General features: G+C 68.2%; 20 protein-coding genes, 1 pseudogene and 1 other annotated feature. Of the genes and pseudogenes, 5 read left to right on the top strand and 16 right to left on the bottom strand.

Annotation, left to right across the window (positions count from 1 at the left end):
* Positions 1-20: 20 nt before the first annotated feature.
* Together ACOOF5_RS11925 and ACOOF5_RS11920 are read left to right on the top strand one after the other, a co-directional pair.
* Positions 21-230, top strand: coding sequence for a hypothetical protein (locus ACOOF5_RS11925; RefSeq protein WP_420439402.1), 210 nt, complete (start codon positions 21-23; stop codon positions 228-230).
* A gap of 20 nt (positions 231-250) precedes the next feature.
* Positions 251-817, top strand: coding sequence for a hypothetical protein (locus ACOOF5_RS11920; RefSeq protein ID WP_420439400.1), 567 nt, complete (start codon positions 251-253; stop codon positions 815-817).
* A gap of 44 nt (positions 818-861) precedes the next feature.
* Here the strand turns inward: ACOOF5_RS11920 and ACOOF5_RS11915 are convergent, their stop codons facing one another.
* The gene (locus ACOOF5_RS11915) at positions 862-2103 is read right to left on the bottom strand and encodes an HNH endonuclease family protein (protein WP_420439398.1); all 1242 of its coding nucleotides are present in this window, start codon (positions 2101-2103) and stop codon (positions 862-864) included.
* 281 nt (positions 2104-2384) lie between these two features.
* Between ACOOF5_RS11915 and ACOOF5_RS11910 the strand changes: the two are divergent.
* Positions 2385-2827, top strand: a pseudogene (locus ACOOF5_RS11910) (transposase); the annotation flags it as partial.
* Positions 2683-2797 (top strand) — a sequence feature (AL1L pseudoknot). (Overlaps the previous pseudogene by 115 nt.)
* Positions 2828-2831: 4 nt before the next feature.
* Positions 2832-3146, top strand: coding sequence for a hypothetical protein (locus ACOOF5_RS11905; protein WP_420441025.1), 315 nt, complete (start codon positions 2832-2834; stop codon positions 3144-3146).
* Positions 3147-3390: 244 nt separating this feature from the next.
* Here the strand turns inward: ACOOF5_RS11905 and ACOOF5_RS11900 are convergent, their stop codons facing one another.
* Positions 3391-4824: a DUF222 domain-containing protein gene (locus ACOOF5_RS11900; protein ID WP_420439396.1), complete on the bottom strand. Its 1434-nt coding sequence runs from the start codon at positions 4822-4824 to the stop codon at positions 3391-3393.
* 106 nt (positions 4825-4930) lie between these two features.
* On the opposite strand from ACOOF5_RS11900, the gene ACOOF5_RS11895 reads away from it, so the two are divergent.
* The gene (locus ACOOF5_RS11895; RefSeq protein ID WP_420439394.1) at positions 4931-5323 is read left to right on the top strand and encodes a cytotoxic translational repressor of toxin-antitoxin stability system; all 393 of its coding nucleotides are present in this window, start codon (positions 4931-4933) and stop codon (positions 5321-5323) included.
* A gap of 4 nt (positions 5324-5327) precedes the next feature.
* Here ACOOF5_RS11895 and secF read toward each other — a convergent pair whose 3' ends face one another.
* The 14 genes from secF to ACOOF5_RS11825 all read right to left on the bottom strand — a co-directional run bounded on the left by secF (position 5328) and on the right by ACOOF5_RS11825 (position 19339).
* The gene (secF, locus tag ACOOF5_RS11890; protein WP_420439392.1) at positions 5328-6548 is read right to left on the bottom strand and encodes a protein translocase subunit SecF; all 1221 of its coding nucleotides are present in this window, start codon (positions 6546-6548) and stop codon (positions 5328-5330) included.
* Positions 6545-8185: a protein translocase subunit SecD gene (gene secD, locus ACOOF5_RS11885; protein WP_420439390.1), complete on the bottom strand. Its 1641-nt coding sequence runs from the start codon at positions 8183-8185 to the stop codon at positions 6545-6547. Before secD ends, secF begins: the two co-directional genes overlap by 4 nt.
* A 119-nt stretch (positions 8186-8304) precedes the next feature.
* Positions 8305-8619, bottom strand: a complete 315-nt coding sequence (gene yajC / locus ACOOF5_RS11880; RefSeq protein WP_420439388.1) for a preprotein translocase subunit YajC — start codon at positions 8617-8619, stop codon at positions 8305-8307.
* A gap of 134 nt (positions 8620-8753) precedes the next feature.
* Positions 8754-10070: a tRNA guanosine(34) transglycosylase Tgt gene (gene tgt, locus ACOOF5_RS11875; protein WP_420439386.1), complete on the bottom strand. Its 1317-nt coding sequence runs from the start codon at positions 10068-10070 to the stop codon at positions 8754-8756.
* Positions 10067-11269, bottom strand: coding sequence for a tRNA preQ1(34) S-adenosylmethionine ribosyltransferase-isomerase QueA (gene queA, locus ACOOF5_RS11870; protein WP_420439384.1), 1203 nt, complete (start codon positions 11267-11269; stop codon positions 10067-10069). The genes tgt and queA overlap by 4 nt, the downstream gene beginning before the upstream one ends.
* Before the next feature lie 31 nt (positions 11270-11300).
* Positions 11301-12491: a Holliday junction branch migration DNA helicase RuvB gene (gene ruvB, locus ACOOF5_RS11865; protein WP_420439382.1), complete on the bottom strand. Its 1191-nt coding sequence runs from the start codon at positions 12489-12491 to the stop codon at positions 11301-11303.
* A gap of 67 nt (positions 12492-12558) precedes the next feature.
* Complete coding sequence (ruvA, locus tag ACOOF5_RS11860; RefSeq protein ID WP_420439380.1) at positions 12559-13179, bottom strand: Holliday junction branch migration protein RuvA; 621 nt, start codon at positions 13177-13179, stop codon at positions 12559-12561.
* A complete protein-coding gene (ruvC, locus tag ACOOF5_RS11855; protein ID WP_420439378.1) occupies positions 13176-13706 on the bottom strand; it encodes a crossover junction endodeoxyribonuclease RuvC in 531 nt (176 codons plus the stop codon). The genes ruvA and ruvC overlap by 4 nt, the downstream gene beginning before the upstream one ends.
* A gap of 95 nt (positions 13707-13801) precedes the next feature.
* Positions 13802-14575 (bottom strand): YebC/PmpR family DNA-binding transcriptional regulator, encoded by a 774-nt coding sequence (locus ACOOF5_RS11850; protein ID WP_420439376.1) that lies wholly within the window; start codon positions 14573-14575, stop codon positions 13802-13804.
* Positions 14576-14794: 219 nt separating this feature from the next.
* Entirely contained in the window at positions 14795-15451 is a 657-nt protein-coding gene (pdxT, locus tag ACOOF5_RS11845) for a pyridoxal 5'-phosphate synthase glutaminase subunit PdxT (protein ID WP_420439374.1), read from the bottom strand.
* A gap of 24 nt (positions 15452-15475) precedes the next feature.
* Entirely contained in the window at positions 15476-16381 is a 906-nt protein-coding gene (pdxS, locus tag ACOOF5_RS11840) for a pyridoxal 5'-phosphate synthase lyase subunit PdxS (RefSeq protein WP_420440971.1), read from the bottom strand.
* A gap of 96 nt (positions 16382-16477) precedes the next feature.
* Complete coding sequence (locus ACOOF5_RS11835; RefSeq protein WP_420439372.1) at positions 16478-17293, bottom strand: M48 family metalloprotease; 816 nt, start codon at positions 17291-17293, stop codon at positions 16478-16480.
* A gap of 79 nt (positions 17294-17372) precedes the next feature.
* The gene (locus ACOOF5_RS11830; protein WP_420439370.1) at positions 17373-18452 is read right to left on the bottom strand and encodes a glycosyltransferase family 4 protein; all 1080 of its coding nucleotides are present in this window, start codon (positions 18450-18452) and stop codon (positions 17373-17375) included.
* An 11-nt stretch (positions 18453-18463) separates the two neighbouring features.
* A complete protein-coding gene (locus ACOOF5_RS11825; protein ID WP_420439368.1) occupies positions 18464-19339 on the bottom strand; it encodes a phosphatidylinositol mannoside acyltransferase in 876 nt (291 codons plus the stop codon).
* Positions 19340-19430 lie beyond the last annotated feature (91 nt).

Here is a 19430-nt window from a genome sequence, read left to right as displayed (position 1 = left end):
GCGTCCGTTAGCGTGAAGATGTGGGGAACGAGCCAGACCAAGGCCTCACCGTCTTTGACCTGTTCGAGGCCGCCGAGCGCATGATCGAAACCCGCCTGCGGCGCGAGAACCCGGCGGTCACGCAAGACGAAATCCATGCCGCCATCGACGAGTGGGCCGCCGGCGGAGACCGCCATCTCGACGCCGACGGTCACCTACGCGAGATTCCCATCCCCCCACACCTGCAGTGAGCCGTCTCGACGAGGCACTCGTGCGCGCGAGCGATGTGCTGACCGAACTCGGCAAGGGCTTCGCGCTGGTCGGCGGCATCGCGGTATCCGCGCTCACTGCGCCTCGCAGCACAGGCGACGTCGACATCGCCGTGGCCGTGGCAGATGACGGCGAGGCGGAGACTGTCGCTGGGTCGTTCATCACAGTTGGGTACGACATCGCGTCGCTGCTCGAGCAGGACGACACCGGTCGATTCGCTGGCGTCCGGGTTCATGACCCCGCGACAGGTGTGGGCTTGGACTTGATGTTCGCCATATGCGGGGTCGAACCCGAGATCGTCGCCTCAGCCCGGCAGATCGAAGTGCTGCCCGGAATCGTCTTGCCTGTTGCCGGTGTCGGCGGCTTGATCGTCATGAAGCTGCTCGCACGCGATGATCGTCGCCGGCCGATGGACGCCGACGACCTGAGATCGCTCGCTGAGGTGGCGACCGATGGTGACTGGGCCGAAGCACATCGACTCGCCGAGTTGGTGATCTTGCGCGGTGCGCACCGCGAACGCGACCTTGCGGCCAGCCTGTCGCACTTGCAGGCTCACGGCGCCTTCTGAGGGCGGCAGTCCCGCACAAGCCAGAACTGATGCGGTCGCAGGCGCTACTGGCAGCCGATGCCGTCGCCGTCACGGTCGAACCGGTACGGGTCCTCGCCTGCATCGATCAGATAGACGGGTCGCTGATCGCGGCTCAAATCGCCGCAGTTGAGCGCGTCACCGGCACGGTGCGGAATGCAGGGCTGGTAGGCAGGGTGGCACCTGCCTGTCGCCGGCAATGTGGTCTCAGTCGGTGCTTGTGCCGTTGACGCCCGAACAACGAGCGCTGGTGCGGGGGCAGAGAACGCGAAATCGGCGCCGGCGCACTGGCCGAGTTGCACATCGAGCGACGCTTTTTCATCAGCATCCACCGCAAGATCCCAGCGGGTCTTGACGGCGATCCAGTCTACTGCGTACTGGCAACGATACGACGAACTCGGCGGCCACCATTGGGCAGGGTCTCGTGCACCCTTGCTGCGATTGGTCGTCGCACTCACGGCAATCAGCGAGCGCGGGTCTGCGCGGTCGTTGGCGAAGCGAGTCCACGTTTCGGCTGCCCACTCGTGCCCGCCAGACTCCCACGCCTCCGCCAGCGGCACGAGATGGTCGATGTCGAGCGCTCCCGTGTCCGTCACCACAGCTGCGTCATAGGCGGAAAGCCAAGTGCCGTCGGCGTGCTGCTCGTCGCGCAGCACTCGCTCTCGCGTCGAGAGACCGCCGCTGTAGAGCCAGCCGTCGAAGAGCGCGGAGCGGTCGTATCCGATGCGGTGCTCGACGGCGACGCGCAGCCGCTCGAAGAGGCCGATGACGCTGCGACGCCGCTCGAGGTCGGCCGCCTCGGCTTCCGAGTCGCGAACGGATGCCTCGGGAAATACCGAAGCTTCGGGGAATGTTGCCTCCGGCAATTCCGCTCGGTCTATCTCGGCCTCTCCGCGAGCCGACGACGAATCGTCATTGGAAGAATCCTCATCGGAAGAATCGTCAGTGGACGTCAGGGGTGGCGAAGTCTGGCTGGTGCCACCCCGCGCAGCGTCAGCTCCGGCAGTCTGCGGGGTCGCTGAGGGCACCAAGAGGCGAGCCGCGCCTGTGCCTTCGCTCGACAGCGGCGCCAACGGCTCGGCTGCAGCGGTGCCACCGCTCGCGGCCGTTGCTGCTACTGGCTTCGGAGCCGGGGCCGACGTGGCGGTGACGTCGTTAGCAGGCTCGGCGCCAATCCCGCAAGCGCCCGCCAGCACTGCGCACACGACTACCGCGGCGCAGCGCCACCGATTCCATCTCGCGGCCGCAATGACCGGCTCAGGCGCCACTCCGTCAAAGAGTAACTCCGCAGTTCCCGGCGACTGGGGGTCCCTGAGTTACGCGGAGGCGGATTACTGGGTTCATGCTGCCGGTTCGTGTTGGTGTCGAGCTTCGAACTCGATGGGTGTGAGCATGCCAAGCGAGGTGTGCCGTCGCCGACGAGTCCCAGGCAAGGCACCCGCAACACGCAGGGCCAGTTGTGCGCCAAGTCAGACGCCGACGGCCCGTTCCCTGCCCACATCTTCACTGTTTCGCGCAAGCTCCAAGGATTGGAGCGAGCATGGGATCTATGGACACAGATGCGGGGCCGGCGGCGACGTCGCGTCGGTATTCGGCTGAGCAGAAACAGCACGCGGTGCGGATGGTGTTCGCGTTGCGCGCCGAGCTGGGCGCTTCGGCGGGGACGGTGGTCAGGGTGGCTCGGCAGTTGGGTTATGGGCCCGAGTCGCTGCGCCGCTGGGTGGCTCAGGCCGAGATCGACGCCGGCACGCGGCATGGGTGTCGACCGCTGAGAACGCCGAGCTCAAGAAGCTCCGCCAGGAGAACCGCGAGCTGCGCCGGGCGAATGAGATCCTCCAGCGGGCGGCGGTTTTTTTCGGGTAAGGGGCTCGACCGCCGACAGCGATGATCGTCGAGTTCGTCGACGCGAACCGTGCCCGCTTCGGGGTCGAGCCCGTCTGCGCTACGTTGCAGGTGGCCCCCTCCACGTATTGGACAGTGCGATTCAGAGCCCGCTATGAAGAACGAGACAACCATCAAGGCCGAGGAACTGCGGGAGGGCGATCTCGTCATTCAGTACCTTGACATGACAGAGCCCAAACGGTGGGACAAGAACCCGCTGCGTGTGATCGGTGTCCATCTGGACAGGAGTTACCGGGAAGAACTCATCGAGCGATGCAACGCGCGGAAAGCTCGAGGGCTATCCACCGGTCCTCTCGGACCCAATGAAGGCATCACATACGAAGCCACAACACAAGGGTCACGCGGCGGCGAGCGAACGCAGTACCTCGATCCCGAATCAGCGGTAATCGTACGAACCCCGCGTCCGTAAGAACACGCCCGAATAGGCGCTGACCTGCGGAAACGCTCAGATGTCTGCCCCGGAGGACAACGCTGTGGCCTGCGTCGTAGCAGGGGGCGCTCGCGCCTGAAGCGAAATAGGCCGAAGACCGCTCCACTTATTCGCGCTTCGTCTAACCCTGATTCTTCATGGGGCTGTGGGTCGGTGCGGTTCGCAGCACTCCGACCTGCGCAAGCGGGTACCCACGTGCCTTTTGCAAATTGCCGACGTACCGCTAGGGGAACAGGGCGGGTTCCCGCGATTGACGGGGCTTACCGGCCGGACCAGCCCCATGGGCCAGAGTGGGGTTGGCGCACATGGTCGGTTTCTTGGACGGGGCGGGGTTGGGCGGCGACTCGGTATCGGGAGGCATGAGTCGGTAGCGGTTGCCGCGGACCACGACTTGCCAGTTGTGGTCGTGGATGCGGTCGTGGCAGGACCAGCACACCAACACGAGGTTGTCGATTTTGGTGGGGCCGCCGCGTTTCCAGGGGATGATGTGGTGGGCCTCACAGTCGCCGGGTGGGGCGCCGCAGCCGATGCAGGCGCCGTCTCGGGCGATCAGAGCGCGACGCTGTGCTGCGGTGGGTGCTCGTGAAGCGACAGCCTCATAGAGCGGCGTGAGCTGATCGCCGAACAGCACTACCAAGACGTCAGCGTTGCAGCTCAGCCGATCGACCGCGCCGGCAGGGATGAGGCCGGCACCGGCGATCTCGCCGATGCCGCCATGGCGGTCGAGCAGGTCTGCGAGGTCGGCTCGCACGATGATCTGCGTCGAGTGGGCTTTGTGCCCCTCTGGGCCTGTGCCGTCGCCGGAGGCTGTGTCGCCGGAGGTGGGGTTTTCGGGGCCGGTGTCATCTGAGCCCGTGCAGCCCGTGGGAGCGTCGGCGAGGATCCGGTCGAGCGCGTCGGCCATGCGCTGATCACGGGTACGAACTGCGCCGACACCTAGCGAGCTTTTACGCGCTGCCTCCTTGGGTGCCGCGCTGTTGCCAGCAGCGTCCTCGGGGTTCGCCGCCGTGCCGTCACGCAGCAGGCGGCGGTCGGATCGGCGGAGGCGTTCGGCTTCGTCGCGGATGCGGGCCTGGATACGGGCGCCCATCTCGGCGTCGAACGCGCCTCGCATCTGTACGGTTCCGTCGTCGCCGTTCCAGAACCGCACGCTGCGGTTGCGGCGATTGCGGCGATGCCGCTCAGCGCGATCCGCAGCGTCCTGGTGCTGTGCAGTCCAGCGCTGGGACGCCAGCGCGAACTCATCAGCCGGCAGCGACTTGGCCAGGTTCACGAACTCGGCGTCGCCTTGCACCGCGTCAGGGCTGGTGTCGCGCGCTGCGCGGGCCAAACGGGCGGCGTTCGCCATGCACATCTCGCCCTCGGCCAGCGCGGACTGCGCATCGGGCACGCGCTCGAGCCCGGCGGCGGTGCGCACATTGCGCGCTGCCTCAGATCGCGGCACTGCCGCGATCTCGTGCAGCACACCGGCGCCGCCGTCACCGTGACGCTCTCGCCGCGCGATCTGCGACGCCGCCGCCGTCTCGAGCGTCTCGAGCTTGGCGCGCAGCGGCTTGGCCAGACCGAGTGTCTCGCGCAGCTCCGCTGTGGACGCGCTATCGACGCCGTCGAGCGCCGCTGCAAGAGAGTCGAGCGCCTGCCGCACCTGCGAGAACATACGTTCATCCTACCGATACGGTGTGACACTCGAACACTTGTGCACTGCCAGAATTGTTGCAGTCATATGACATCTGGTGTTGGCAGCAGAAGATCTATTTCATTGATTGTCGAGCCTGCTGCGGGGCGAACACGCCCTGCGGTCGGGCTCGGGAAAGCGCAGTACCCACCATGAGACCTACGAACTGGCGCTGCCCACAGGAGACCTGCTGCGAAGAACCCGCATCTCGCGACCGCCGGACCGCACGGTCTACGGCAGCGGGCTCTGGTCGCACATCCTGCGAGATCAGCTCCAGGTCAGCCGGCAGGAGTTCTGGCAATGCGTGAACGACGGCATCGTGCCGACGCGAAGCCAGCCCGCCGCCCCGGGGCCTTCGATCCCCACCGAAGTGCTGTACCTGCTCAAACAACGCGTCGGCATGCGCGACGACCAGCTCGCCGACATGACCGCAGACGAAGCGATCGAGCGACTACAGCACTACTGGACCACCGGCCAGTAGAGCGCTAGCGGCGGCGGCCCTTTTTTCGGGGGCGGGGCGGGGCGCTGCGGGTGTAGTTCTCTGCGGCGAGCGCTTGGGTGGCAGCTTCCATCGAATCGAGGCGGCCGGCGGCATCGGCCGCGACCTGCGCAGCAGCCCAGCCCGGCTCGTAGCCCTTCAGCCACGCGACCGTCGGCATCGCCACGAAGATCGAGCTGTACGAGCCGACGAGCAGGCCGATCAGCAGAGCGGTGGCGAACTCCGCCAGGGTCCCGGCGCCGAGGAACCCGGCGCCCACGACCAGCAGCGACACGACCGGCAGCACCGAGGTGATCGAAGTGTTCACCGACCGGGTCAGCACCTGGTTGAGCGACACGTTCGCGAGCGCGTGATATGTGAAGTGGCTGCGCGCCGGCAAGGACCGCTCGTTGGACTTTACGCGGTCGAACACGACGATCGTGTCGTAGAGCGAATAGCCCATGATCGTGAGGAACGCCACCACCGTCGCGGGCGTCACCTCGAACCCGAACAGCGCATAGGCACCGACGGTCAGCACGATGTCGTGCCCCACCGCAATCAGCGCGCCCAGCGACATCTTCCATTCGAAGCGGAACCACAGGTACAGCGCGATCAGCACGAAGAACACCGCGAGCGCCCGGCGGGCCTTGCCGGCGACTTCGTCGCCGAATGAGGGGCTGACCTGGCGCGTCGACAGGCTCTCCACGTCGACGCCGACGGCATCGGCCAGCGCGGTGGCAACCGCGGCGCTGTCGGCCTCAGGGCCCAGCACGCCGCGCACCCGGAAGATGTCGGGCGCGCCGGTCACCACCACGAACTGCACACGCGCATCGGGCACCCCGGCCGCCGCGGCCACAGCGGCCACGTCGTCGGTCGTTACGTCGCCGCCGGCGCTGCTGGCTGACGTCTCGGATTCGCCGGCCGCACCATCGTTCCCAGCCACGCCTTCAGTTGCCGCGTCCTCGCCGGCCGCTGCGTCCGACGCGTCATCGAGCTCTTCGCTGGCCGCTGCGTCCGACGCACCATCGACGCTCTCAGCGGCCGACGGCGCTGGAATCTCCCACACCGAGCCGCCCTCGAACTCGATGCCGAGGTTCAGACCCCGCACGACCAGCGCCACCACGCAGATGAGCACCGCCAACGCCGAGCCGATGAGCACCTTGCGTGACACACGCAAGATGTCCCAGCTGTTCTCGCCTCGATAGAAGGTGCGCAGCGCTGCAATCACGATGTGCCTCCCGCAGGCGCGGCGGTCCCAGCAGACGCACCAGTCGCAGCAGTCGCAGCGACCTCGTCGCCCGCCGATGGCAGCACGCCCAATCGCCGAGGCCGCTCTCTCACCAGCCGCCGGGCGATGAACACCACCAGCGGCCGCATGAAGAAGTACGAAACAGCCAAGTCGATCAGCGTTGCCAGCCCGAGATACAGGGCGAAGCCGCGGACGGTGCCGCTGGTGAGCTGGTACAGCACGCCCGCGCCGATGAGCGACGCCAGGTCAGCCCAGACAATGGTTGCGAATGCGCCCTTGAAGCTGGCATCGGCTGCCGAGCGAACCGCCCGACCACGCCGCACCTCTTCTTTGATCCGCTCGTAGTAGACGATATTCGAATCGACCTGGACGCCGATCGACACGATGATGCCGGTGGTGCCGGCCAGTGTCAGCGCCAGGCCCCGGCTCTCGCCGAGCCAGCTGATGAGCGACCACAGGATCGACCCGCTGATAGCCAGGCTGGCCACGGCCACGATGCCGAGCAGCCGGTAATAGAGCAGCATGTACACACCGACGAGGACCAGCCCGACGATGCCAGCGATCACGCCCGCGCGCAGCGTGCCCTCACCGAGGGTGGCCGACACGGTCCGCACATCGTCCTGCTCGAACTCCACCGGCAGCGCACCGAAGCGCAGCGCGACGGCGAGATCGCGCGCACCTTCCTCGTCGAAGGTGCCCGAGATGACCGCAGTGCCCCCGAACTCTGTGGCACGGATGACGGGGGCCGACTCGACGACGCCGTCGAGCACGATCGCCACCTGCTGTCCGAAATACCTGGCGGCAATCTCGTCGAAGCCGACCGCGCCCTCATCGGTGAGATCGACATTGACGACCCACTCGTTGTTGAACGTCGCCGCCGCATCCTCGACCGCTTCGCCGGTCAGCTCGGCCGGGCCGAGTACATAACCGACTGGCTCACCACGGCCCGGCAAGACCACAGCCTGTTCGGCGATGTCGTCTTCGGGCAACGTGAACATCGGCAACTCGTCTGTTTCGACCTCGACTGGCTGGTCAGCCTCCGGCGCCGCTGCTTCGGGCTCGATGATCTCGGGTGGTTCGACGGTCTCAGGCGCCCCACCCACCTGATCGGCAGGGGAGTCGCCCAACGAATCGACCGCAGATCCATCGTCGGACACAGATTCAGCTTCAGTGTCGGAGTCGCTTGCAGCTTCGACCACGTCCTCGAACGCCCCGTTGTAGGCGTCTGCGAGATCTGTGGCGGAGCGGAAGTCGGCTTCGTCGAAGGGATTGAACGTCGACAGCACGGGGCGGAATCGAAGCTCTGCGGTCTGGCCCACCAAGTCCACGGCGCGCTGCTTGTCCTTGACGCCCGGGAGCTGCACGACGACCTGTTCGCCCTGGCGGGTGATGTCGGGTTCGGCCACGCCCAGGGCGTCGACGCGCGAGCGGATGATCTCGATGGCCCGATCCAGTTGATCGTCGTCGGCCGGAGCTGTTGGCCGCAACAGCACCTCGACGCCGCCTTGCAGCTGCACGCCGAGCACGGGGGTCCATCCCGCGGCCAGCACGCCCGCTAGCGAGCCGAATCCAATCAGGATCGCGAGAAGGAGCGAGACGATCTGCGAACGGCGCACGTCAGCCCTCTGAACCCAGCCTCACCGAAGCCGTCAAGCGGTTTCTGCCGCGTTCAGGCTCATGCCAGACCAAGCACTGGTGTGCTCCGGCATGGCTGAGTACCGCGCTCGGGTCTGTGTCATTCCGGCGGGTCGAGGTCGTCCGATGTGGGCGACTCGGCCGCGTCCTCATCACCGGCGCGCGTCACGATCTCGCCGATCGCGCGGCGCTGCACCCGTAGCTCTACGTCGCTGTCGACCTCGATGCAGACAACCTCGCCGGGCTCTTCGACCGCCACGATCTTGCCGATGACCCCGCCGACCGTGGCGACCACGTCACCGATGTCGGCGGCGCGCAGCATCGCGGCGCGCTCTGCGGCACGCTTGCGCTGTGGCCGGATCATCAAGAAGTACATGAGTCCGAACAGGGCAACGAGCAGGACGATCGAACTCATGACGTGCTCCTCAGCGTGGCGTCGTTCGGCGGGGCGCCTCGCCAGCAACTGCTGGCACATGGCGCAGTGCGCAAGGCCCCCACGCGCAACGCCCTGAGTGCAGCACGCTGCTGGTTTGAGGCCGGCACGGCGGGTCAGCGTACTGGCCTGCCCACGCCGGCAGCGGCTAAGCCCCAGACTTCATTGACCTGCTCGCGGAATGCACCGAACTGGCCGGCTTCGATGGCGGCGCGTGCGTCGGCCACCAGGTCGTTCACAAACGCAATGTTGTGCAGCGTCAAGATGCGACTGGCCGTCGGTTCGTTCACGCTCATCAGGTGCCGGAGGTAGCCGCGGCTGAAGCGAGCGCCCGGCTGCGGGCGCCCCTCACCGGCGCCCGGGCGGGGGTCAAGCGGCGTGAGGTCGCGGGCAAATCGGGCATTTCGAATGTTGATCCGACCCTGCGGCGTGAGCGCAGTGCCGTGGCGACCGAGCCGGCTGGGCAGGACACAGTCGAACATGTCCACCCCAGCAGCGATGGCGTCAACGATGCGGGCCGGATCGCCGACGCCCATCAGGTAGCGGGGCTGCTCGGCGGGCAGCACTTCGGTGGCTGCTCGCAGGGCGGGACCCATCTCGCCGCGAGACTCCCCTACCGAGAGCCCGCCGATGCCATAGCCGTCGAAGCCGATCCCCGCCAGCGTCTCCGCGCTGCTGCGCCGCAGCCCCGGATCGATCCCGCCCTGGCAGATGCCGAACAACGCCTGCCCGCCAGCGGTGCCGCGCCGGCGGGCGTCATCCATGGCCGCCGCTGCCCTAGCCGCCCACAGGTGGGTGCGTTCGGTCGCCAGGCGGATTTCCGCGGCCGGCGCGGGCAGCTCCGGGCAGACATCGAGTGCCATCTGGATGTCGGATCCCAGGCGGCGCTGCGCATCCATGGCGCCCTCGGGCGTCAGGCGCATCTGGGTGCCGTCATAGGTCGAACGGAAGGTCACGCCCTCGTCGTCCACCTTGGATTTCGCATCCTGCGGGGAAGCACCCCCGCCGCCGGGACGGCGGCTGTGCTGGTCCCCGCCGCCGGGACGGCGGCCGAGGGACATGATCTGGAAGCCGCCGGAGTCGGTGAGGAAGTGTCCGTCCCAACCGGTGAACTTGTGCAGCCCACCGAGCGATTCCACCACCTCCACACCCGGCCGCGCCAGTAAGTGATAGGTGTTGGCGAGGACCACGGCGAGGCCCAGGTACTCGTAGTCGGTGGCGTCGAGATGGATGACCGCACCACGGGTCCCCACGGGCATGAACACCGGCGTCTGGATGGTTCCTCGGGCAGTCGTGATCTGCCCCCGCCGGGCCGAGCCGTCCGATGCCAGCAACTCGAACGCAGCCAGGCTGGCCGAACCTGCGCCCGACGACGCTGCAACGCCAGATACCACGCCGGGGGTGCCGTCAGCGGCACCGGTCGGGCGGCTCATTGCCCACCGCCGCGATGCAGCAGCATCGCATCGCCGAACGACAAAAAGCGGTAGCCCTCCGCGAGCGCCGCCTCGTACAGGTCCCGCCAGCGCGGCCCGATAAACGCATCGATGAGCAACAGCAGCGACGATCGCGGCAGGTGAAAGTTGGTGAGCATCGCGTCGACCACCAAGAACTCCTCGCCCCGCTGCAGGAACAGGTCGGTCGAGCCGCACACGTCATCGGCACACTGGTCGTCAGCGCCCCGATCTCCGGCGCCTGAGCCGTCACCGTCGCGGCGGCACGCGAGCCGCTGCTGGCGGGCCGCAGCCTCGAGTGCTCGCACGGTGGTGGTACCCACGGCCACAACCCGCTCGGCGCCGGCACAGGCGGCCAGCGTCTCCGCAGGCACCCGGTAGTGCTCGGTGTGCATCTCGTGTTCGTCTGCATGCTCGGCAGTCACCGGCGCGAACGTCGCCAAGCCGACCGTCAGATCCACGGTCGCGACGCCCACACCCTTCGAGCGCAGCGCGTCCAGGACGCGCTCGGTCAGATGCAGTCCCGCGGTGGGTGCCGCCGACGATCCGTCAGCGCGGGCATAGACGGTTTGATAACGGTCGGCCAGCGCTGCCCGGGTGGCATCGCCGTCGAGGGCGTCCGCTCCGATGCGCTGCGCAACCGCTGACCGCGTCGTGTCGGCATCGATGTACGGCGGCAGCGGTGCTTCGCCGGCGCGCTCGAGCAACCGAGCCTGCGATGCATCGACGAGGGGCGTGCCGCCGACGAGAACCCTCACCGCCCGACGCTGACGATCCAGTCGCGAGCCAACGGCCACCTCGACGTTTGGATCGCGCTCGGACACCAGCACCATGCCGTCGGCGATCCGCCGCGAGGGCCGCACCAGCGCGGCCCACAACGCCTCGCCGTCACCGGGGGCACCCGCAGCCAGGGGCTCGAGGAGCAGCACTTCGGCTGCCCCGCCGGTGCGCTTACGAAGCGGCAGGCGAGCGGGCATCACCCGCGTCTCATTGACAACCAGCAGGTCCCCGGCCTCCAGCAGCGCCCCGAGGTCGCTGATGCGTCGGTGCTCAGGGGCCATGGCTGGGCCGCGGTCCACCAGCAGGCGGGCCGCGTCGCGCGGCTCGGTGGGCACATGCGCGATCGCCGACGCTGGCAGCTCGTAGCTGAACTCGTCCATCCGCAGCCGCTGCCCGCTCATCGCCAGCCGAGGTTATGAGGCGACGACCAGCTCACCAGGGTGTGTCGTCGACTGGCGGTGACGCTTCTGAGCTGTCCGGGGACCCTGCTGGCTGATCGAACAGCGTGACGGCACCCTCGGCATCGGCGCCGGCAACGCTGCCGGCGTACGCCGCGGTGGGCGGCACGTCAACGCCGATGTGTGCGTAGGCCGCAGCGGTGGCAATGCGGCCGCGGGGCGTGCGCTGCAGCAGCCCGCGCTGGATCAGGAACGGCTCGTACACGTCTTCCACCGTCTCGGTCTGCTCGCCCACGGTGATGGCCAGCGTCGACAGGCCCAGCGGCTGACCGGCGTGGGTCACCGCAAGCGCATCCAAGATGGCGCGGTCGACCTTGTCGAGCCCAAGTTCGTCGACGCCGAACGCGGCAAGCCCCTCACGGGCCACCGCGACGTCAACCGCGCCACCGGCGCGCACCTCGGCAAAGTCACGCACGCGGCGCAGCAGCCGGTTGGCAATGCGTGGCGTGCCACGGCTGCGTGATGCGATCTCCGCAGCGCCGTCGCCGTCGATCTGCACGCCGAGAATCCCCCCGGCACGGGTCACGATCGCCGTCAGATCGCCGGTGGAGTAGTAGTCGAGGCGTTCGACAAGGCCGAATCGATCGCGCAGCGGCCCCGAGATCAACCCAGTACGGGTCGTAGCGCCCACCAAGGTGAAGCGGGGCAGGTCGAAGCGGATGGAACGCGCCGCAGGGCCCTTGCCCAGCACGATGTCGATCGCGAAGTCCTCCATGGCGGGGTAGAGCACCTCTTCGACGATCTTGGGCAGGCGGTGAATCTCGTCGATGAACAGCACATCGCCGTCGGCCAGGTTGGTCAGGATCGCCGCGAGGTCGCCTGCCCGCTCCACGGCTGGGCCCGATGTCTGATGCAGCGCCGCGTTCAGCTCCTGGGCGATGATCGCCGCCAGCGTCGTCTTGCCCAGCCCCGGCGGGCCGGCGAACAACAGATGGTCGGGCGATTGACCGCGGGCCATCGCCGCTCGCAGCGTGATGGCGACGTGCTCGCGCACCTCGGGCTGGCCCACGAACTCATCCAGCGAGCGGGGCCGCAGCGTCGCCTCGGCGTCGCCGTCGTCGGCCACCGAGCGAGCCGGATCGGTGACCTCGCTGCGGCCTGAGTCCGCCGGCGCCGCCGATTCCGCACGCCGGTAGCCCTCGCTGCGCCCGCTCGCAGCGCTCATCGCTGCAACCGGTCTATACCTCGGCGTGCGTCCACCGACACCGACGGGCGCCCCCCGGCGATACCGCTCATCGCGGACCCAGCTCCTGCAACGCCACGCGCAGCAGCGCACCCGTCTCGGCGGCCCCGTCACGTGCGGCTTGAACCGCAACGGTAGCCATGGCCTCACGGATCTCGGCGGGGCCAAATCCCATCTGGCTCAGCGCCGCACGAACCTCGGCCACGGCGCTGCCGGCACCGTCTCCGCCGGGCCCAACCGCCGCAGCGCCGCCGGCAACTTCGGGCGCACCGAGCCGCGACTTCAAGTCGAGCACCATGCGCTTGGACGTCTTGGCGCCGATGCCGGGCACCAGCTCCAGCGCCGCGGCATCATCGGCGGCAACTGCCCGCCTCAGCTCGTCGGGCGGCAGGTGTGAGAGCACCGCAAGCGCCAGCGCGGGTCCTACGCCATGCGCGCTCAGCAGCGCTTCGAAACAGCGCCGCTCATCCAGCTCGGCGAACCCGTAGAGGTCTGAGCTGTCTTCACGCACGTGATGGTGGACGTACACGAAGCACTCGTCGCCCACCGGTCCCGCGCCGGCCAGCGCGGCGGCCCCAACAGTGACGCGGTACCCCACCCCGCCGGCCTCGATCAGCAGTTCGCCGTCGGGATCCTTGTCGAGCAGGCGCCCGCGCACCGAGCCGATCATGCTCGCGAGCCTGCCCGGGGCGATGCCGCAGCTAGCTGCCATGCGGCCTGGGACAGGTGGCACAGCGCAACCGCAGCAGCATCGGCGGCATCGGCCGGCTCGGGCGGCCCCGGCAGCGCCAGCAGCTCGCCGACCATGCGTTTCATCTGGTCTTTGTCGGCCCCGCCCCAGCCGGCGATGGCCTGCTTGACCTGGGTCGGCGTGTACTCGACCACCTCGATCCCCGCGGCCGCCGCGACCGCCATGGCCAAACCGGCCACCTGCGCCACACCGATCGCCGTACGGACATTCACTTGGAAGAAGACACGCTCCACGGCCACCACCGAGGGCTGGAACTCGCCAACAAGGTTCTGCAGCTCTGCCATGTGCGTGGCCAGCCGCACCGCTTGAGGCTCTGCGGGGTCGGTGCGCACAACGCCCAGCGCGACCGCCTCGTTGCGGGTGCGCTGTGCGCCAGAGCCGCGAATCTGCTCCACCACGCCGTATCCGCAGCGCGACAGTCCGGGGTCGATCCCAAGTACGAACATCAGTACGAACCGTAGCCTTTGCCGACGCGCCGGCTGGGTATGGGGACAGGCGTGCGGCCCGCGCGCGACCGGCACTGCCAGACCTTGCGCCGGCGTCAGTTGGCGATCGACTCCAGCAGGGAATCGCTGATGTCGAAGTTGGCGTAGACGCCTTGCACGTCGTCGTGGTCGTCGAGTGCGTCGAGCACTGCCATGACCTGCTTGGCCGACGACACACTGGTCAGCTCGATGAGATTCTGCGGTGCGTAGGTCAGATCTGCCGAGCTCACCGCAATGCCCGCTGCCTCGATTGCCTCGCGCACTGCCATGGTGTCGGCCGGTTCGGTGATGACGCGCCATGTGTCGCCTTCGCGCTCGATGTCCTCGGCGCCTGCGTCCAGTGCCGCCAGCATCAGTTCGTCCTCGTCGGGATCGGCCGCGTCAGGCTCCGATGCCACCGCGGGCACCACCACTACGCCCTGGCGCTCGAATTGCCAAGCAACGGCGCCCGGCTCTGCCAGCGATCCGCCGGCGCGAGTGAACACGCTGCGAATCTCCGAGCCGGTGCGATTGCGATTGTCGGTGAGCACGTCCACGAACATGGCAACCCCGCCGGGCGCATAGCCCTCATAGGTGACCTGCTCGTACGACACACCCTCCAGCTCGCCGGTGCCCCGCTTGATCGCCCGCTCGATCGTGTCGAGCGGCACCGAGTTGTCGCGGGCCTTCTGGTACATGGTGCGCAGCGTGGCGTTGGAGTCGAGGTCGCCGCCGCCCTCGCGCGCCGCAACCTCGACTTGTCGGATCAGCTTGGCGAACAGCTTCCCGCGCGCCTTGTCGGCGGCACCCTTGCGGTGCTTGATCGTCGCCCACTTGGAATGACCGGACACAAACCCCCTCCAACATGAGACATGCCGAGCAGCGTGCGCCGCAACGCATGCGCTCGTAGCAGTCGGGACAGTCTGCCCGACGCGCCAGCCCAGCCGAAATCTCGGCGACGAACGCGATGGTGCTGTAGTTCCAAGCCCTCAGGCTCGGCACCCAAGTGCTCGAATAGACCTCCGCGGGACAGGGGACCGATGGCCGGGAATCCCTCTTGGAAAGAAGCCTTACGGCATTCGGCCCGGTGCAGCAGCAGCAGTGACGACCATGTCCAGGAAGATCTGGTGAATGCGATCATCCGCGGTCAGCTCAGGGTGAAAGCTCGACACCAAGATTGGGCCTGATCGGCACAACACCGGGACCGGCGCGTGAACAGTGCCGCCCGTCGAGTTTGCAGCGGGTCGGATCTCGGCGAGCACCTCCACGCTGTCGCCGGCGCGTTCCACCCATGGGGCTCGAATGAACACGGCGTGAAACGGCTTGTCGAGGCCCTGCGTGGCGAGACTCGCCTCGAAGCTCGCAACCTGGCGGCCGAAGGCGTTGCGGCGCACAGAGATGTCGATCGCGCCAAAGCATCGCTGATCGGGTCGACCGTCGAGCACTTCCGCTGCCAGCAGGATCATGCCCGCGCAGGTGCCGAACGCCGGCATGCCGTCGGTCAGGCGGGCCGACAGCGCATCGAATAGGCCGCTGGTGCGCAGCAGGTGCGACATCGTGGTCGACTCTCCGCCGGGAAGCGCCACCGCGTCGACGCCGTCGAGGTCTGCGGGCACACGCACTTCGACAGCCCGCGCTCCGACGCGCCGGAAGGCGGCGACATGCTCAGCCGCTGCTCCTTGCAGCGCGACGACTCCGATCAGCGACTGGCTGTTGCTTGGGGCCACTGCTTCGCCGGACGGCTCAGCCTCTTACCAGCCGCGATCGGCAAGCTTGGTTTCGAGACCTTCCATCTCGAGACCCGGCATGGCGCTGCCGAGGCCCCGGCTGACCTTGGCCACCACTGACGGATCGCGGTAATGCGTCGTGGCCTCGACGATTGCCTCGGCGCGTGGCCCAGGGTCTTCGCTCTTGAAGATCCCCGACCCGACGAAGACGGCTTCGGCGCCGAGCTGGCACACCAGCGAAGCGTCTGCGGGCGTCGCGATACCGCCTGCACAGAACAGAGGCACCGGCAAACGGCCGGTTTCGGCGATCTCCTGCACCAAGCCGAGCGGTGACTGCAGCTGCTTCGCCCAATCGAACAGCTCGGCGGAATCGGCCTGGGTGATCCTTGCGATGTCGCCAGTGATCGAGCGCAGGTGCCGGACGGCTTCCACGATGTTGCCGGTGCCTGCCTCGCCCTTGGAGCGAATCAAGCAGGCACCCTCGGAGATGCGTCGCAGCGCCTCGCCCAGGTTCGTTGCGCCGCACACGAACGGGACGGTGAACGCCCACTTGTCGATGTGATGGGTCTCGTCTGCGGGCGTGAGCACCTCAGACTCGTCGATGTAGTCGACGTCTAGCGCCTCGAGCACCTGGGCCTCGCCGAAGTGGCCGATGCGGGCCTTGGCCATGACCGGGATCGTCACTGCCGCCTGGATGCCCTCGATCATTGCGGGGTCGCTCATGCGGGCCACACCGCCGTCGCGGCGGATGTCGGCGGGAACCCGTTCGAGCGCCATGACGGCGACCGCCCCGGCATCTTCTGCGATCTTGGCCTGCTCGGGCGTGACGACGTCCATGATGACGCCGCCGCGGAGCATGTCGGCAAGGCCGCGCTTGACCCTCACGGTCCCCACCATCTGGGACTCTGCGGCTTGCGCCTGGGAGGGCATCGAGGTGCCGGTCTGGCCTGTGCTCGTGGGGCCTGAATTCATGGGCTCAGTGTAGGGAGCGGCCCCGGTGCTGCCCCGGGGATGGGCACGCTGCGCTCAGAATTCGCGCAGGACAGCGACCCGCGTCTCGAGGTCTGCCCGGTAGTCGGGCAGGTCGTCGGGGGCCGCCGTCTCCGCAGACCGGGGATCGGCCAGCCACAGCGGCCAGGTCACCCGCGGCGCGTCGCTGCGTACGCCTGCCGACGTCATCGACTCGAGCGCATTGGCGAGGCCCGGCGGGTAGCGCGTCAGCCGTACGGCCTCGGCGTCGTCGTGGAAGTCGCTGCCCGTGCCGGCCTCGCGCTCGGTGCGGGCCTGCACCAGCGGCCACAGGGCGGGCCACAGCAGCGCCGGAAGCCCGACCGTGGTGACTGCGGTGGTGAGGTAGGCAGCACGCCCGTCACGAATCTGGGTCGCCAGCCGTGCGACGACCGCCTCGAGCTCGATGCGGTTCAGCGAATCGAGCAAGCCCTTGGTGACGACGACGGTGGACTGATCAGGCCGTCGGCCGAACGCAGTGGCGTTCACCGCACTGCTGGGAGCGACCGCTAGTTCCGGCACGGGAACGCCCACCAGCAGGCACACCCCGTCGACGACGTTGGCCAAGCGAGGTTCGTCGGGGGGATCGAGCTCGCTGGAGCTGGCTCCGACGAGCAACTTGCGCAGGCGCCGTTCCCCGACTGCCAGCTCCCCCGCGGCCAACCCGCATGCAGCCACCACCGCGAGCGGGACCACCCACCAGCCCAGCGGCGTGAACAGCGCCGCCGCGACGCCCGCGAGCGCAGCTGCCACGACGTGCACGACCCAGAACTCCGCCAGCAGCTTGTCGGCTCGGCTGCGATAGATGGCGAACAGCGGGTCCACGCGTTGCATTCAACCGGACCCGATCACCAGTAACACAGCACGGGCCGCGATCGGGCGCCCGCCGGCCGCATCGGGCAGAGCACTGGGACTAGCCGGCGTTGCGCTTGGCGATGGCGCGCTCGTACATGTCGACGTAGGTGTCGGCCAACCGGGCCATCGAGAACTGCTCGGCCCGCTGGCGGCCCGCAGCGACCAAGTCGGCGGCTCGGTCGGGCTGCTTGAGCACCTCGATGAGCGCCGACGCCAGCGCTGCGGAGTCGCCGGGAGGCACCAGCACGGCTTCGTCGCCGACGCGCACCACGTTGCGATAGCCCCCCAGGTCGCTGGCTACGACCGGCGTGCGCGCCGCCATCGCTTCCAGCAGCACCACGCCGAAGCTCTCGCCGCGCAGCGACGGCACACAGAACACGTCGGCGCCCTTGATGCGCTCCAGTTTCTCGGTCTCGCTGACCCGTCCCAGCCACTCGATGCGCGTGTCGCGCTGGTACCTGCGCTGTAGCTCTTCGGTCTGCGGGCCGCGCGACATCACCCACAGCCGGACCCCTTCGGGCAGCCGTGACATGGCGTCAAGCAGCACCGTGAGGCCCTTGCGCGGCTCATGACGACCGATGTAGGCGATGGTGGGCGCACCGTTTCGCTTCGGTATCGCGCTGTCGAAGAGGTCGAGCTCGACGCCATTGAACACCACCTCGTACTCGCCGCCGACGCCGTCGTGGGCCATCTCGGCAGCATCGGCTGAGACTGCGGCCCGAATCTCCATGCGAGTCGCCAGCCAGCGCGTTCCGGGCACGAGGTAGGCGAGGCTGCCCCCTGCGGCGTGCCAAGTGCCCACGGTAGGTGCGCTGCGCAGGAACAGCGCCGTCTGCGTCGGCCCGGGGCACAGCGGCTCGTGCAGGTGCACGACGTCGAACGCTTCGTCACGCAGTGCGCGCACCGTGCGCAGCGTGCAGGCAAAGTCGGGAGCAATCGGGGCGACCGACCCGTTCGCGAAGGTGGGGATGCTCGCGCCGAGCGGCGTGACACCTGTTTGAGGCGGCGCGCCGTCGCACGGAGCGAGCACCCGGGCGTCGTGACCCTTCGCGGCCAGCGCACGAGCCAGGCCCAGCACCTGCACCTGAACGCCTCCGGCGCTGGTCAGGCTGTACGGCGAGATGATCCCAATTCTCACTCAACCGCTCCTCACGGTGAAGGCGACTGTATTCGATCCGATGGCCAGTTCGGACCGAAGAGGTGCCACTGGTGTGGCTCTGCGGCGATCAGGGTCGCCAGCTCGTCGGCGAGGCTTTGGGTGACGGCGGTGACGTCGTCACGCAGGCGCCCGTGGCGTGTGACGTCTATCGGCGGGCGGACGGTGCCTAGGTGCCTGCCTCGGGGGCGAAAGTACACAGCGGTCGGCAGCAGGGCCGCGCCTGATCGCAGTGCCAGCATCGCCGGGCCCGCGGGCAGGGTCGTTCGCTCGTCGCCGAAGTTCACCTCGATGCCGTCACCGCTGAGGTCTCGGTCACACAGCAGGCAGACGATCTCGTTGCGTCGCAGCGCGCCGAGTACCTCGCGGCCGGCGTCGGGCCCGAGCGGCACGACGCGCATGCCCAGTCGCTCACGGAAGTCGGCGAACCACTCGAACAACTCGAACGGCTGCAGGGGCTCTACCACGACGGTGATCGGCAGCCGGTTGACCGTGGCCATCCAGAACCCGGCCCACTCCCAGCCTCCTAGGTGAGGCAGGGCCAAAATGACGCCATTGCCGCGTTCGAGGGCTTCCTCCACGTGGTGGTACGCCGGTACATCGATGCCACGATCCAGCGTGAATTCGTTCAGCGCCGGCAGGCGGAACGACTCCAGCCAGTAGCGCGCATAGGAGCTGAATGCCGCCGCAGTGGCCCGCTGCAGATCGTCCGGGGCGCTTGCAGCCGGTAGGAGAGCCGCTACCGGGGCGGCATCGGGGTGCGCGGCTCCGTCGGCGACCCAGCGCTGTGCCCGGGCCTGATGCCGCCGCACCATCGCGGCCTTGGCAGGCATGAGGCGAGCCAGTGCCGGTCCGGCGAGCCCGGCCATACGCTCCGTGAGCCACAGCGGAGCCAGCCGGGCAGCCGACGCGCCCACCTGGTACGCCAGCACGATCGCCCTGTCCCGCCCTCGCAGGCGG

Origin of the sequence: Candidatus Poriferisodalis sp. (genome assembly GCF_965214215.1) — a bacterium.
Lineage (GTDB): Bacteria > Actinomycetota > Acidimicrobiia > Acidimicrobiales > Poriferisodalaceae > Poriferisodalis.
This window is presented reverse-complemented; position numbering and strand designations above follow the sequence as displayed.